General features: G+C 68.3%; 15 protein-coding genes. 5 read left to right on the forward strand and 10 right to left on the reverse strand.

All coding sequences use genetic code 11. From position 1 onward, the window contains the following. Positions 1–50 precede the first annotated feature (50 nt). Positions 51–1,163, forward strand: a complete 1,113-nt coding sequence (locus tag E4M01_RS13720; RefSeq protein WP_135065612.1) for an NADH:flavin oxidoreductase/NADH oxidase — start codon at positions 51–53, stop codon at positions 1,161–1,163. 10 nt (positions 1,164–1,173) lie between these two features. Here E4M01_RS13720 and E4M01_RS13725 read toward each other — a convergent pair whose 3' ends face one another. Both E4M01_RS13725 and rpsD read right to left on the reverse strand, forming a co-directional pair. Next, on the reverse strand, positions 1,174–1,563 hold the full coding sequence (locus E4M01_RS13725) for a hypothetical protein (protein ID WP_135065615.1): 390 nt from the start codon (positions 1,561–1,563) through the stop codon (positions 1,174–1,176). 143 nt (positions 1,564–1,706) lie between these two features. Then, complete coding sequence (gene rpsD / locus E4M01_RS13730; protein ID WP_135065618.1) at positions 1,707–2,324, reverse strand: 30S ribosomal protein S4; 618 nt, start codon at positions 2,322–2,324, stop codon at positions 1,707–1,709. Positions 2,325–2,528: 204 nt separating this feature from the next. Between rpsD and E4M01_RS13735 the strand changes: the two genes are divergently transcribed. The 3 genes from E4M01_RS13735 to E4M01_RS13745 are packed head-to-tail and all read left to right on the forward strand — an operon-like array spanning position 2,529 to position 6,418. After that, positions 2,529–2,921 carry a DUF2946 family protein gene (locus E4M01_RS13735; protein ID WP_135065621.1) on the forward strand — a complete coding sequence of 131 codons (393 nt, stop codon included), beginning with the start codon at positions 2,529–2,531 and terminating at the stop codon, positions 2,919–2,921. Positions 2,922–2,979: 58 nt separating this feature from the next. Further along, positions 2,980–5,040, forward strand: a complete 2,061-nt coding sequence (locus tag E4M01_RS13740; protein WP_135065624.1) for a TonB-dependent receptor — start codon at positions 2,980–2,982, stop codon at positions 5,038–5,040. A gap of 43 nt (positions 5,041–5,083) precedes the next feature. Further along, positions 5,084–6,418, forward strand: a complete 1,335-nt coding sequence (locus E4M01_RS13745) for a PepSY domain-containing protein (RefSeq protein ID WP_135065627.1) — start codon at positions 5,084–5,086, stop codon at positions 6,416–6,418. A gap of 4 nt (positions 6,419–6,422) precedes the next feature. On the opposite strand, the gene E4M01_RS13750 is transcribed toward E4M01_RS13745, so the two are convergent. Continuing rightward, positions 6,423–8,780: an EAL domain-containing protein gene (locus E4M01_RS13750; RefSeq protein WP_135065630.1), complete on the reverse strand. Its 2,358-nt coding sequence runs from the start codon at positions 8,778–8,780 to the stop codon at positions 6,423–6,425. A gap of 149 nt (positions 8,781–8,929) precedes the next feature. Beyond that, a complete protein-coding gene (locus E4M01_RS13755; RefSeq protein WP_135065633.1) occupies positions 8,930–9,547 on the reverse strand; it encodes a superoxide dismutase in 618 nt (205 codons plus the stop codon). 170 nt (positions 9,548–9,717) lie between these two features. Between E4M01_RS13755 and E4M01_RS13760 the strand changes: the two genes are divergently transcribed. Further along, positions 9,718–9,960: a hypothetical protein gene (locus tag E4M01_RS13760; RefSeq protein ID WP_245158308.1), complete on the forward strand. Its 243-nt coding sequence runs from the start codon at positions 9,718–9,720 to the stop codon at positions 9,958–9,960. Here the strand turns inward: E4M01_RS13760 and E4M01_RS13765 are convergent. The 6 genes from E4M01_RS13765 to E4M01_RS13790 are packed head-to-tail and all read right to left on the reverse strand — an operon-like array spanning position 9,957 to position 13,267. Then, the gene (locus E4M01_RS13765) at positions 9,957–10,181 is read right to left on the reverse strand and encodes a hypothetical protein (RefSeq protein ID WP_135065636.1); all 225 of its coding nucleotides are present in this window, start codon (positions 10,179–10,181) and stop codon (positions 9,957–9,959) included. The two genes, E4M01_RS13760 and E4M01_RS13765, sit on opposite strands and share 4 nt — an antisense overlap. Continuing rightward, the gene (fghA, locus tag E4M01_RS13770; RefSeq protein WP_135065639.1) at positions 10,178–11,020 is read right to left on the reverse strand and encodes an S-formylglutathione hydrolase; all 843 of its coding nucleotides are present in this window, start codon (positions 11,018–11,020) and stop codon (positions 10,178–10,180) included. Before fghA ends, E4M01_RS13765 begins: the two co-directional genes overlap by 4 nt. Beyond that, complete coding sequence (locus tag E4M01_RS13775) at positions 11,017–11,382, reverse strand: type II toxin-antitoxin system VapC family toxin (protein WP_245161284.1); 366 nt, start codon at positions 11,380–11,382, stop codon at positions 11,017–11,019. Before E4M01_RS13775 ends, fghA begins: the two co-directional genes overlap by 4 nt. 37 nt (positions 11,383–11,419) lie before the next feature. Next, entirely contained in the window at positions 11,420–11,683 is a 264-nt protein-coding gene (locus tag E4M01_RS13780; protein ID WP_135065645.1) for a hypothetical protein, read from the reverse strand. Positions 11,684–11,720: 37 nt separating this feature from the next. Then, entirely contained in the window at positions 11,721–12,101 is a 381-nt protein-coding gene (locus tag E4M01_RS13785) for a VOC family protein (protein ID WP_135065648.1), read from the reverse strand. A gap of 59 nt (positions 12,102–12,160) precedes the next feature. Further along, entirely contained in the window at positions 12,161–13,267 is a 1,107-nt protein-coding gene (locus tag E4M01_RS13790; RefSeq protein WP_135065651.1) for an S-(hydroxymethyl)glutathione dehydrogenase/class III alcohol dehydrogenase, read from the reverse strand. Positions 13,268–13,366: the final 99 nt, after the last annotated feature.

Genomic DNA, 13,366 nt, shown 5'->3' on the forward strand with positions numbered 1-13,366 from the left:
TGCAACAGGCATAGCTACGCTCGACCTAAACGCACCGATGGTGATCGCCGATGAGCCTGCTGTTCTCGCCCCACACGATGGGCCCCCTGACCCTGAAGAACCGGATCATGGCGGCGCCCATGTGCCAGTACTCCGCCATCGATGGCGTGCCGCAGCCCTGGCACGCCCAGCACTGGGGCCGGCTGGCCCTGTCGGGCGTGGGCCTGGTGGTGATCGAGGCGACGGGCGTCGAGGCCGCCGGCCGCATCAGCCCCGCCGACACCGGCCTGTGGAACGACGAGCAGGAGGCGGTCTACGCCCGGCTGATCCGCGATCTGCGGACCTACAGCGACACCCCGATCGGGGTGCAGCTGGCCCACGCCGGCCGTAAGGCCTCGACCACGCCGCCGTGGATCGACCGGGGCCGGGCGCTGACCGCCGAGGAGGGCGCGTGGGAGACCTTCGCCCCGTCGGCCGTCGCCTTCAAGGACGACTGGCACACGCCCACGGCCCTGGACGAGGCGGGGATGGAGCGCGTCGTCGAGGCCTTCGTGCAAGCCGCCAAGCGCGCGGAGCGGGCCGGCTTCGACGTGGTGGAGTTGCACGCGGCCCATGGCTATCTGCTCAGCGAATTCCTGTCACCGGTCTCGAACCTGCGCGAAGACGAATACGGCGGCTCGGCCGAAAACCGCATGCGCTTCCCGCTGCGGGTGGCCCAGGCCCTGCGCGACGCCTGGCCGCGCGACCGGGCGCTGGGCGCGCGTTTCAACGGCTCGGACTGGGTCGACCAGGGCATCACGGACGATGAGGTCCAGGCCTTCGCCCGCGCCCTGCACGCGATGGGCTACGACTATCTGCACCTGTCCAGCGGCGGCAATGTCGCCACGGCGCAGATTCCGGGGCGCGAGCCGGGCTATCAGCTGCCCTTCGCCGAGGGGGTGAAGCAGGCCGTGCCCGAGGCGACCGTCGTGGCCGTCGGCATGATCGCCGATCCGCATCAGGCCGAGGCGGTGCTGCAGGCGGGTCAGGCCGACATGGTCGCCCTGGCCCGCGCCCTGCTGGATGATGCGAACTGGGGCCACCACGCGGCCGTCGCCCTGGGGGCGGACGAAGGCCTGCCGCGTCAGTACCAGATGGCGTCGCAGAAAATCTGGCCGGGCTACGCCCTGGCCCACAAGGGCTGACGCCGGCGCGTCAGCCTTGCGGCGGCAGCTGGTAGGGGTTCTGCACCGTCACCGACGAGCCTGGGCGCAGGCCCAGCTCGTCGAACGACCACTGCAGCTGGACGCCGTCGCGCAGCGGCTTGTCGCACCGGTCTTCCTCGAGCCGGCGCAGGGTGATGACCACCTCCCCGCCGACGCGGCGCACCATCGGCGTCACGTCCTGCTTGGACGTGCAGCCGTTCGAGCTGACCCAGAAGACGGCCTGGTCACGCGTGATGGCGGCGGCGTGGATGGGCTCGACCTGCCCGGGCATGACGGCGGGCGCAGACGCCTCGACGGGCTCCGATCCGAGCGGCAGATGGCTGCAGGCGCCCAGGGCCGCAAAGACGGCGACGACGCCCAGCGTATGAATGCGGCTCATGGCCCGGTTCCTTCCGGCAAGGCGTTCACTATGCCTCATTTCGGTCGCCGCCGCACCCCTTGAGCGCCTCAACTGGCGTTACGGCATAACAAAAAGGCTCCAGGTTTCCCCGGAGCCTCGTTGTCTGATTTCAAGCCGTCGGCTTAGGACGAGTAGTATTCCACGACCAGGTTCGGCTCCATCTTCACCGGGAACGGCACGTCGGCCAGTTCCGGGACGCGAACGTAGCGAACCGAGAAGCCGCGGTCACCCAGCTCGAGGTAATCCGGCACGTCGCGTTCCGACGACTGCTGGGCTTCCAGGACCAGGGCCATGTTGCGGCTCTTTTCCTTGACCTCGATGACCTGGCCCGGCTTCACGCGGTACGAGCCGATGTCGACCTTCTTGCCGTCGACGGTCACGTGGCCGTGGCTGACGAACTGGCGAGCGGCCCAGACGGTTGGGACGAACTTGGCGCGATAGACGATCGCGTCCAGGCGCGATTCCAGCAGGCCGATCAGGTTCTCGGAGCTGTTGCCCTTGCGGCGGGCGGCTTCGGCGTAGGTGGCCGAGAACTGCTTCTCGGTGATGTTGCCGTAGTAGCCCTTCAGCTTCTGCTTGGCCTTCAGCTGCAGGCCGAAGTCCGAGACCTTCTGCTTGCGGCGCTGGCCGTGCTGGCCGGGGCCGTAGGAGCGCTTGTTGACCGGGGACTTGGAGCGACCCCACAGGTTTTCACCCATGGCGCGGTCGATTTTGTACTTGGCGCTGTGGCGCTTGGACATTCTATTCTCTTTTCACTGATGCGGCCCGGTCCCTCCCCGAATGGAGAGACGATCTCAACGGCGGTCCACGCATCGTCCGTGTTAATCCGCGCTTCCGGCCGAGGCTGGAGGCGTGAAGGGCGCGCTTATGGCGGCGGGCGGCGACTGAGTCAATGTCGCAGCCCCCTTGCCCGAGCGCCATTCAATGGCCTAAGCGCCGCCGTGATGACCCGCAGCCGTTGCGAGACATGGTCGACCGCAAAGTCGCTGGCCTTCCTGGCCGCCGTCTTCGCCATGACGCTCGCCGTTCTGCTGCCCACGGCCGCCGCCGCGGCGCGCGGCCCGGGCGAGGCGGTCATCCTGTGTTCGGGCGACCAACTCCAGGTCGTCTATGTCGGCGGTCACGCCGAGAAGAAGTCGGACCACGACCAGCCTGTCCAGTGCGCCCAGTGCATTCTGCACGCCCAGGCCGCTCTGCCGGCCGGCCCCGGGCCGGCCCCTGCCCCGCGCATCCGCACCCCGTCGGCCCAGCCCGCGCCCCTGTGGGCCGAGCGCCGCCTGCCGCCGTCGACCGCCCCGCCGCGCCCGCCCTCCACCGCCCCGCCCCTGACCGTCTGACGCGCGCCCGCGCGGCCTATCCGGCTGCGCTTCATCCGTTTCAGACTTCAGGACATCCATGTCTTCCAGAACCTGCGCGGCGCCGATGGCGCTGCTGGCCGCCGCCTGCGCGGCCGCCCCCGCCTTCGCCCAGAGCGCCGATCAGACCGTCACCACGGTCGACAGCATCATCGTCACCGGAACCCGCAACCCCGATGAACCAGCCGTGGTGGCCGAGGCCCGCGCCCGCCTGTCGCGCACCCCCGGCGCCGTCGCCGTCGTCTCTGCCGAGAGCTATGAGGACCGCTACGCCTCAGCCCTGTCCGACACCCTGCGCGCCGTGCCCGGCGTCTTCGCCCAGCGGCGGTGGGGCGAAGAGGTCCGCCTGTCGATCCGCGGCTCGGGCATCGGCCAGTCGCTGCACCTGCGCGGCGTGCTGCTGGCCCAGGACGGCGTGCCGATCAACGGCCCTGACGGGTTTGGCGACTTCCAGGAGCTGGACCCGCTGATCGCGCGCTACGCCGAGGTCTACAAGGGCGGCAACGCCCTGCGCTTCGGCGGCGCGGCCCTGGGCGGCGCCATCAACATTCTGACGCCCACGGGCCGGAACACCCCGTTCGACAATCTGCTGCGGCTCGAGGCCGGCTCTTTCGCCACGCGGCGGGCTCATCTGGCCATGGCGCGCGAACAAGGGGACTGGGACGTCTACGCCGCCGGCACCTGGGCCGGCAGCGACGGCTTTCTCGATCACCAGGACGCCGACAGCAAGCGCCTGACGCTCAGCGTCGGCCGTCAGTTCGGCCAGGATCGGGAAGTCCGCCTGATCGTCCAGGCCAACGACCTGGACCTCGACATCTCCGGCACGCAGTCGCTCGACAAGGCGTTGAACCGGCCGCGCGATCCGGATCCTGATGTGCGCCGGCTCGACTACGGCCGCGACGTCGATTCGGTTCGTGTGACGGCCCAGACCCGCTGGCGGCTGAGCGACGGCCTGGTGTTCGAGGGCGGCGCCTATATCGCGGACAAGCGGCTCTATCACCCGGTGCCCGTGGTGCTTCAGAACGACTACCGTTTCTGGGGCGGCTTCGGGCGGCTGGACTGGAACGGGCAGGTCGCCGGCCTGCGCGCTGACGCCTTCGCCGGCGCCTATTTCCGCACGGGCGACAATGACAGCTCGGTGTTCCTGAACGTCGGAGGGGGCAACCCCGGCTTCCGCATCGGCGACACCCTGCAGACTGCGACCGGCGTCGACGTGTTCGCCGAAGGCCGCCTGTTCGTCACCAACAATCTGGCTGTCATCGGCGGCGGGTCGTGGGGCCGGGCCGAGCGCGATGTGGATAACCGGCTTGCGCCCGCCAACAGCGCCAACCGGGACTACGACTGGTTCGCGCCCCGCGTCGGCCTGTTGTGGGAAGAGGCGGACGGCTCGCAGATCTACGCCAATGTGACCCGTTCGGTGGAGCCGCCGACCTTCCTGGAGCTGGTTCAGAGCCCCGTGCCGCAGTTCGTCGATCTGGACGCGCAAAAGGCCTGGACCGCCGAGATCGGCGCGCGGGGCCAGCGCGGGCCGTTCCGCTACGACATCGCGGCCTATCGCGCTCACATCAAGGGCGAGCTGCTGAACTACGTCGTCATCCCGGACGTGCCCCCGCTCAGCTTCAACGCCCAGGACACCGTGCACCAGGGGATCGAGGCCGGTCTGGACTGGCGGCTGGTGGAGGGCGGCGCGGGCCGTCTGACGCTGCGCCAGACGTGGACGTGGTCGGACTTTTTCTTCGACGGCGATGCGGTCTATGGCGACAACCGCCTGCCCATCATCCCCGAGCACGCCTATCGCGCCGAGCTGAAGTTCGAGCACGCGGCCGGCTGGTTCGTCGCCCCGTCGATCGAGTGGGTCCCGCGGTCTGTCTTCGTCGATTACGCCAATACGCTGAAGTATCCCGGCTACACGGCCGTGTCGCTGAATGCGGGTGTCGATCTGAACGACGGGCTGTCGCTGTTCGCGGACCTGCGCAACCTGACGGACGAGCGCTACGTCTCCAACGCCAATGCGGTGGGCGACGCCCGCAGGGACTCGACCAATGTCTTCACCCCCGGCGAAGGCCGCGCGGCCTACGTCGGCCTGCGTCTGAAATACTGATGGAAAGGAGCCGGGGCGGCCTTGGCCGTCCCGGCGTCGTCACATGAGCCAGACTCCTTCCAAGCCCGCCCGAAACGGTCTGTCGGACGCCTATCGCGCCGTCTGGCGGTGGCATTTCTACGCCGGCCTGTTCGTCATGCCGGTGCTGATGCTGATGGCCCTGACCGGGGCGATGTATCTGTTCAAGCCCGAGATCGAGGACGCGGTCTATCGCGACATGGCGGTGGTCCAGCCGGCCGCGCGCACCGTGTCGCCCGACCGCTGGGTGGCCTCGGCCGAGCGCAACGGCGGCACAGCCTCGTCCGTGCTGGTCTCGGACAGGCCCGACCGTGCGGTGCGGGTGACGGTGCGTCAGGACGGCGAAAGCCGCATCGCCTTCGTCGACCCCTACACCGCCGCCCTGAACGGAACGGTTCAGGGCGAGGGCGTCATGGGCGTGGTCCAGGGCCTGCACAGCCTGACCCTGCTGGGCAAGCCGTTCAACATCCTGGTCGAGATCGTGGCCGGCTGGGCCGTCATCCTGGTCGCGACGGGCATATTCCTGTGGTGGCCGCGACGGCGCGATGCGGCGGTGGCCGTGCCCCGCGCGGGCGATCCGGCCCGCCGACCCTTTTGGCGCGATCTGCACGCCGTGACGGGCCTGTACGCCGGCGGCGTCATCGTCTTCCTGGCGCTGACGGGCATGCCTTGGTCGGCGGTCTGGGGCGACAAGTTCCTGAACGTCGTGCGCGAAAGCGGCCTGGGCCGTCCCGCCGCGCCGCCGGCCGCCAGCCCCTGGGCGCACGGCGAGGGCCACGACGCCCCGGCCGGTGTCGGCTGGACCATGGAAAACGCGGTGATGCACGCCAATGGCGACCACTCGGGCCACGTCATGCCCAGCCTGTCGCGCGTGATCCGCACCGCGCGAGCCGAGGACGTGCCTCTGCCCTACACCGTCTCGATCCCGTCGGACCCGACCCTGGCCTACACCGTGGCGCACGCCGCCGTGCGGGCCGAGGACGCGCGCAGCCTGTATGTCGACGGCGTCACCGGCGAGGTGAAGGCCGACATTCGCTGGAGCCAGTTCGGCGTCGGCGCCAAGGCCTTTGAGTGGGGCATCGCCGTGCACCAGGGCACGCAGTACGGCTGGGCGAACCGGATCGTCATGCTGTCGGGCTGCATCGCCGTCTGGCTGCTGGGCATCAGCGGTCTGATCATGTGGTGGAAGCGTCGCCCGGCGCGCAGCGGCCTCGGCGCGCCGACGGCTCCGCCCGGACCAAGGGCGCGGGCGGCGGTGCTGGGCATCGTGCTGCCGCTGGCGGTGCTGTTTCCCCTGACAGGCCTCAGCCTGGTTGCGGCGCTGGCCCTGGACTGGACGATCCGGCGCGTGCGCCGCTGACGGCTCAGGCGGCGGCGCGCGCCGGCAGGACCTCTTCGATCAAGGTCCGGCCCCGGTGCGCGTCGGCCGTCGGCCGACCCAGCAGATAGCCCTGGGCCTCGTCGCAGCCCTGTCCGCGCAGGAAGTCGAGTTGGCTTTCGGTCTCGACCCCCTCGGCCAGGACCGGAATCTCCAGGCTTTCGCCCAAGGCCAGGACGGCGCGGATGATGGCCCGGGCCTGCTCGTCGCCTTCCAGCTCGGGCATGAAGGAGCGATCCAGCTTGATCTTGTCGAACGGGAAGGCGCGCAGGGTCGACAGGGACGAATAGCCGGTGCCGAAGTCGTCCATGGCGATGGTCACGCCCAGCGCCTTGAGCTGGCGCAGCACATGGGTGGTGCGGGCCAGATCGGCGATCATGGCGGTTTCGGTGATCTCCAGCTCCAGCCGGCTGGGCGACAGGCCGGTCTCGACCAGGATCTGATGCACCAGGCGCGGCAGGTCGACGTGCGACAGCTGCACCGGCGACAGGTTCACCGCGATCTTGTGCGGCTCGGTCCAGGTGGCGGCCTCGACGCAGGCGTGGCGCAGCACCCATTCGCCGATCGGCAGGATCAGGCCGGTCTCTTCGGCCAGGGGAATGAACTCCGCCGGCGAAACCTGAACCCCGTCCTCGCGCCGCCAGCGCAGCAACACTTCGAAGCCGGTCAGGCGGCCCGTGCGCAGCGAGGCCTGCATCTGATAGTGCAGTTCGAACTGGTCGTTATCCAGCGCCTCCCGCAGCTCCTGGGCCATGCGACGGCGGCGGCGCACCGCGTCGTCCATCGCCTCTTCATAGAAGCAGACATCCTGGGCCAGCGAGGCCTTGGCGCGGTACATGGCCAGGTCGGCGTTGTTGATCAGGGCCGAGGCCGCGCGGGCGTCCTCGGGCCACATGGCGATGCCGATGGCGGCCCCGCAGGCGATCTCGGCGTGGCCCAGGTCCAGCGGCGTCATGATGGCGGCGCGCAGGCGCTCGGCGGCCTCCATGGCCTCCAGCCGGCTCGACACGGGGGTCAGGCCGATGAACTCGTCGCCGCCCAGCCGCGCCACGAAGTCGCCCGGGTCGCGCGTGTCGAACATCCGGCGCGCGACATGGACCAGCAGGTCGTCGCCCACGGCGTGGCCGTGCACGTCATTGACCTCCTTGAACCGGGTCAGGTCGATCGAGAAAAGGGCGAAGCCCTGCGCCTCGTCCGCCTGTTCGATCTGGGCGTCCAGCGCCTCCAGGAAGGCGGCGCGGTTGGGCAGACCGGTCAGGCTGTCGGTGGTCGCCAGACGCGTGATGCGACGCTCCTGCTCCTGACGCGCGCGCAGGTCGCGCACGGCGAAGATGCGATAGTGGCCGTCGCCGTCCTCGCGCCGCGCGCGGCGCACCAGGACTTCGACCGGCACCGACGCGCCCTGGATCGGGCGGACCTGGCTCTCGACCAGCACGCCGCCGTCCAGGGCCTCCGCCTCGGCGATGAAACGTGCGACCGGCTGGCCGCTCAGCTCGGCGGCGTCCATGCCGCACAGCTCGCCCATGGCGGCGTTGGCGACCAGCACCTTGCCGTCACCCTCGACCAGCATGCCGTCGACGCTGCCCTCGATCAGCTGATGCAGGCGTACCCGCGACAGCTGCTGGGTCTGCTCTTCCAGCGCATGGCTGGCGACGGCGGTGCCCAGAATCAGGAAGCCCACGGCCGCGACGCCCATCGCCAGCAGCGCCTGGGCGGCGTCGGCGTTCAGCGCGCCGTCGGCCGACGCCAGCGGCAGAACCGTCAGGGCGCCCATGCCGGTGAAGTGCAGGGCCACGATGGTGATCACCAGACCGACGGCCGCCAGCAGCGGCGCGCGCTTATCGTCTTCGCCGGCTCCCAGATGGAAGGCGGCCGCCCCGCCCAGAACCGCCGCGATCAGCGAAGCGGCGACATAGCCTGGATGCCAGATCAGCAGCGCCTCGGCGGTGAAGGCCGACATGCCGACATAATGCATGCCCGCGACCGTCAGGCCGAACATCACGCCGCCCACTGCCGGCGCCAGGCGATGACGGCGCGAGGCCGTCCACATCGCCACGGCGCTGCCAGCCACCGCCACCAGCAGCGACAGGCCCGTCATCATCGGCTCATAGGTGGCGGCCACGCCGGGTCGGTAGGCCATCATGGCCACAAAATGGGTGCACCAGATGGTCGCCCCGCCCGACACCGAAGCCATGAACAGCCAGGCCAGATGCGCGTCGCGCCGGCTGATCAGCACTTTTCTATAAAGCCGCGCCGTAACCAGGCTGCCCGCCGCGCCGACCAGGGCCGCCAGCAGCGTCAGGAACAGGTCATGCTGCTGGGTCAGGCAATCAATGATGCGCATTGGAGGGGACACGTCCGCAGTTTCGACGACGGCCTTAGCGCTGCGCCCGTGTCCGGACGGTCAACGGACAGGCTTAACCGCCCTTAACGCACGTCAAAAAAAAGGTCGGGCGCTGAGCCCGACCCCTTTCATTCCGCTGGACCGTGCGATCAGCCCTGACGTGCCGTGTCGAAAAGAGCGTTGACCTTGTTCCAGTTCACCACCGACCAGAAAGCCTTCAGATAGTCGGCGCGGCGGTTCTGGTACTTCAGATAATAGGCGTGCTCCCAGACATCGGCGCCCAGGATGACCGCACCCTTTTCGTCGGCCACATCCATCAGGGGGTTGTCCTGGTTGGGGGTCGAGGTGACCTTCAGCTTGCCGTCCTGCCAGATCAACCAGGCCCAGCCCGAGCCGAATTGGCCGGCGCCGGCGGCGTTGAAGTCTTCCTTGAACTTGTCCATCCCGCCCAGGTCCTTGTCGATCTGGGCCGCCAGCTCAGCGGAGGGCTCGCCGGCTTCAGCCTGGGGCGCCAGCAGCTCCCAGAACAGGGCGTGGTTCCAGTGGCCGCCGCCGTTGTTGCGCACGGCCTTGGGCAGTTTCGACATGCCAGCGAACAGCTCTTCCAGCGATTTGCCCTGCAGGCTCTCGTCGGCGTCGACGGCCTTGTTCAGGTTGTCGACATAGGTCTGGTGATGCTTGTCGTGGTGGAAGGTCATCGTCTCCTTGTCGATGGCCGGTTCCAGCGCGTCATAGGCGTAGGGAAGGGGCGGGAGGGTGAAGGCCATGTCTGTCTCCTGGACGTCTGCTCAAGCTTGGCCTCCATCTAGTGAAGGCCGTCTGCCGATCCAAGGCGTCGGACCGGCTATTGTTCCCGCACGTTAAGCACGTTCCGCGGGAACCGAGATCCTCGGACAGCTGTTCTTCATGCGCACGCAACCTAAGAGCGATGTCGTAGATGGAACCCAAGAGCTTCCTGCAAGCCGCCCCGCCCTGCGCTGATTATCTGGATGACGCCCAGTTCAAACGCGCGTCGACCAAGATCATGGCCCTGGCCGAGAGGCTGGAGGACGAACAGGTGCTGTGTCTGGCCGACGGCCTCCACGACCTGCTGCGCCAGAGGCGCAGACTGCGGGCGCGGGTGTCTGAGCGGCTGGAGCAGAAGATCTGCGACGGCCCAGGGTCTAGATTCCCCAATTAGGGCGTGACGTGGGCCTTGAGGCAGTCGCGGACCGCCTTCTTCAAATCGCCCGGCGCATTGGGCTCGTCCACGCCCTCGGCCGCCAGCACGGCGCGCATGGCGGCGTCCAGACCCTTGGGCAGAGCTTCCAGCACGCGCTTCTGACCCTTCTCATGCAGGCAGAAGCCGACCTCGCTGCACAGGGCGGCGAACAGGGCGTCCGGATCGGCGACGGTGCTCATGCGGCGGGGCCTTTCAGGCGATCGGCGTGGAAGGCAAGGTGGTCGGCCACGAAACTGGCCATGAAGAAGTAGGAGTGATCATAGCCCGGCTGCATCCGCAGCGTCAGCGTCTGACCCGACGTCTTGGCTGCCTCGACCAGCAGCTCGGGCTTCAGCTGTTCGGTCAGGAAGGGATCGGCGTCGCCCTGATCCACCAGGATGTCGTCAAAGACGCCGCGCGCCGCGCCCGCTTCGATCAGCAGCGCCGCATCATGACGCGCCCAGGCCGCGCGGTCGTCGCCCAGATAGGCGCCCAGCGCCTTCTCGCCCCAGGGGCACCGCGTCGGCGAGGCTATGGGGGCGAACGCCGAAACGGACTGGAACAATTCGGGATGGTTCAGCGCCAGGGTCAGGGCCCCGTGGCCGCCCATCGAGTGGCCGAAGACGGAGCGCGTCTTCGTCGTCGGAAACTCGGCGTCGATCAGATCGATCAGCTCGCCGGCGATATAGCTCTCCATGCGGAAGTGGGGCGACCAGGGCGCCTGGGTCGCGTCGACATAGAAGCCGGCCCCCTGCCCCAGGTCATAGGCCGGATCGTCGGCCACGCCTTCGCCGCGCGGCGAGGTGTCGGGCGCCACGACGATCAGACCCAGCGCCGCCGCCGCGCCATAGGCCCCGGCCTTGGTGGTGAAGTTGTCCTCGGTGCAGGTCAGGCCCGACAGCCAGATCACTACCGGAAACGGCCCTTCCCCCGGCGGCGTGAACACCGACAGGGTCATGGGCGTGCCGGTCACGGCGCTGTCGTGCTTCAGATAGCGCAGGGTTCCGCCGTGGACGGCGTGGGTCTTCACAGTGATCATTCCTCTGACGTCGCCTCCGTCAACTCAACCAGGTCCAGGCCTGGCAGCCCGGAGAACTTTCTCGCCAGCTTCCTGTCGGCGGTGATCAGCGGCTTGGCCATTTCGATCGCCATAGCGACGTAGAGACAATCATACACCGCATGGTCCCGCTCTGCGGCGAGCCGAAAAGCGAAGGGCAGTAGGGGTCGTTCATCGTGCAGGCGTATGAGACGCGGCAGGAGACGTAGCTGGTGTTGGCACCAGTCCATCTCATAGCGACCCGCGCGGTGGTGATTCCTCAGGGCGTTGGCCACTTCGCTGCAAAGCAAAAAGGGCGCTTCCGCAACATGGGTCTCGGCGGCCTCGATCGCGGCGGCCGTCAACGGATCATCGACCATCCACCGGATGACGACGCTGGCGTCAAATATCGCCGATGATGCGTCGGTCGCGATCTGCCCGATCCCTTCGATTGTGCTCGAGAACGTCCTCGACCGTCAGGCCGGCGCCGCGCGTCGCTTCCCGCATGCGCGCGGCCAGCCTCCAGAAAGCGTCCCGGTCCGCTCGAGCCGCCTCAGCCACGAGATTGCGCAGCCGCTGCTCGACAGAAATCCCCTCGCTCGCGGCTTGCGCCTTGATTTCCGCCATGTCGGCATCGTCGATGTTTCGGATCAGGGCTTGAGCCATAGACCAACGCTATCACAGCGCTATCGTTTCGGCAAGATCACCCCGGGCGGTGCAGGGCGCAGATCTTGTTGCCGGACGGGTCGCGCAGATAGGCCAGATGCAGGGTGCCGAACGGTCCTTGGCGCGGGCCGGGCGGGTCTTCGATGGACGTCCCGCCGGCCGCGACGCCCGCGTCGTGAAACGCCTTCACCGCCTCCGCATCCCGCGCGCCAAAGCCGATGGTGCCGCCGTTGGCGTGGCAGGCAGGCTCGCCGTCCAGAGGCCGAGTGATGGCGAAGGCGCCGCGCGGCGTGCGCCACCAGACCCGTCCATATGCGTCGTCGGTTCCCGGCGGGATGCCCAAGGCGCCCAGAGCCGCGTCGTAGAATTTGCGCGACGCCTCGATGTCGTTGGCCCCGACGGTCATGTGCGTGAACATGGCGATCTCCTCCCGATCAGGTCCGTTGTTTTAAACAACGCACGGACCGACGCAAGACCCTAGAACACCACCACGCTGCGGATGCTCTTGCCTTCGTGCATAAGGTCGAAGGCCTCGTTGATGCGTTCCAGCGGCAGGGTGTGGGTGATCATCGGATCGATCTCGATCTTGCCGTCCATGTACCAGTCCACGATCCGCGGCGTGTCGGTGCGGCCGCGCGCGCCGCCGAAGGCCGAGCCGCGCCAGACGCGGCCGGTGACCAGCTGGAACGGGCGAGTGGCGATCTCCTTGCCCGCCTCGGCCACGCCGATGACGATGCTTTCGCCCCAGCCGCGGTGGCAGGCCTCCAGCGCCTGACGCATGACGGTGGTGTTGCCGGTGCAGTCGAAGGTGTAGTCCGCCCCGCCGCCGGTCAGCTCGACCAGATGGGCGACCACGTCGGAAACCTGCTTCGGGTTGACGAAATGGGTCATGCCGAAGCGGCGGCCCCATTCTTCCTTGTCGTTGTTGATGTCCACGCCGACGATCATGTCGGCGCCGACCATCTTCAGCCCCTGGATGACATTCAGGCCGATGCCGCCCAGGCCGAAGACGACGCAGTTGGCCCCCGGCTCCACCCTGGCTGTGTTGACCACCGCGCCCACGCCCGTCGTCACGCCGCAGCCGACGTAGCAGGCCTTATCGAACGGCGCGTCCTTGCGGATCTTGGCGAGCGCGATCTCGGGCAGGACGGTGTAGTTCGAGAAGGTCGAGCAGCCCATGTAGTGGGCGATGGCCTGGCCCTTGTAGGAAAAGCGCGAGGTGCCGTCCGGCATCAGGCCTTTCCCTTGCGTGCCCCGGATGGCGGTGCACAGATTGGTCTTGCGCGACAGGCACGACTTACACTGGCGGCATTCCGGCGTGTACAGCGGGATCACGTGGTCGCCGACCTCGACGCTCGTCACGCCCGGCCCGACCTCGACGACGACGCCTGCGCCCTCGTGGCCCAGGATCGAGGGGAAGATGCCCTCGGAGTCCAGGCCGTCCAGCGTGTAGGCGTCGGTGTGGCAGATGCCGGTGGCCTTGATCTCGACCAGCACCTCTCCGGCGCGCGGGCCTTCAAGGTCGACCTCGACGATCTCCAGCGGCTTCTTGGCCTCAAAGGCGACGGCGGCGCGGGTTTTCATCGGGGAGCTCCTTCAGGACGACTGGGGCGAGGGGTCGCGCAGACGCCGCGCCATTTCAAGCCTTGATCGAACTGAGACGCCGGGTCGCAGCCGTTTTAC

This window comes from Brevundimonas sp. MF30-B (assembly GCF_004683885.1).
GTDB lineage: Bacteria > Pseudomonadota > Alphaproteobacteria > Caulobacterales > Caulobacteraceae > Brevundimonas.

Coding starts and splice junctions, on each gene's coding strand:
- E4M01_RS13785 (WP_135065648.1), bottom strand. CDS start 12,101: ATGTTCACGCACATGACCGTCGGGGCCAACGACATCGAGGCGTCGCGC.
- fghA (WP_135065639.1), bottom strand. CDS start 11,020: ATGATCACTGTGAAGACCCACGCCGTCCACGGCGGAACCCTGCGCTAT.
- E4M01_RS13720 (WP_135065612.1), top strand. CDS start 51: ATGAGCCTGCTGTTCTCGCCCCACACGATGGGCCCCCTGACCCTGAAG.
- E4M01_RS13765 (WP_135065636.1), bottom strand. CDS start 10,181: ATGAGCACCGTCGCCGATCCGGACGCCCTGTTCGCCGCCCTGTGCAGC.
- E4M01_RS13725 (WP_135065615.1), bottom strand. CDS start 1,563: ATGAGCCGCATTCATACGCTGGGCGTCGTCGCCGTCTTTGCGGCCCTG.
- E4M01_RS13735 (WP_135065621.1), top strand. CDS start 2,529: ATGACCCGCAGCCGTTGCGAGACATGGTCGACCGCAAAGTCGCTGGCC.
- E4M01_RS13790 (WP_135065651.1), bottom strand. CDS start 13,267: ATGAAAACCCGCGCCGCCGTCGCCTTTGAGGCCAAGAAGCCGCTGGAG.
- rpsD (WP_135065618.1), bottom strand. CDS start 2,324: ATGTCCAAGCGCCACAGCGCCAAGTACAAAATCGACCGCGCCATGGGT.
- E4M01_RS13780 (WP_135065645.1), bottom strand. CDS start 11,683: ATGGCTCAAGCCCTGATCCGAAACATCGACGATGCCGACATGGCGGAA.
- E4M01_RS13760 (WP_245158308.1), top strand. CDS start 9,718: ATGGAACCCAAGAGCTTCCTGCAAGCCGCCCCGCCCTGCGCTGATTAT.
- E4M01_RS13755 (WP_135065633.1), bottom strand. CDS start 9,547: ATGGCCTTCACCCTCCCGCCCCTTCCCTACGCCTATGACGCGCTGGAA.
- E4M01_RS13750 (WP_135065630.1), bottom strand. CDS start 8,780: ATGCGCATCATTGATTGCCTGACCCAGCAGCATGACCTGTTCCTGACG.
- E4M01_RS13740 (WP_135065624.1), top strand. CDS start 2,980: ATGTCTTCCAGAACCTGCGCGGCGCCGATGGCGCTGCTGGCCGCCGCC.
- E4M01_RS13745 (WP_135065627.1), top strand. CDS start 5,084: ATGAGCCAGACTCCTTCCAAGCCCGCCCGAAACGGTCTGTCGGACGCC.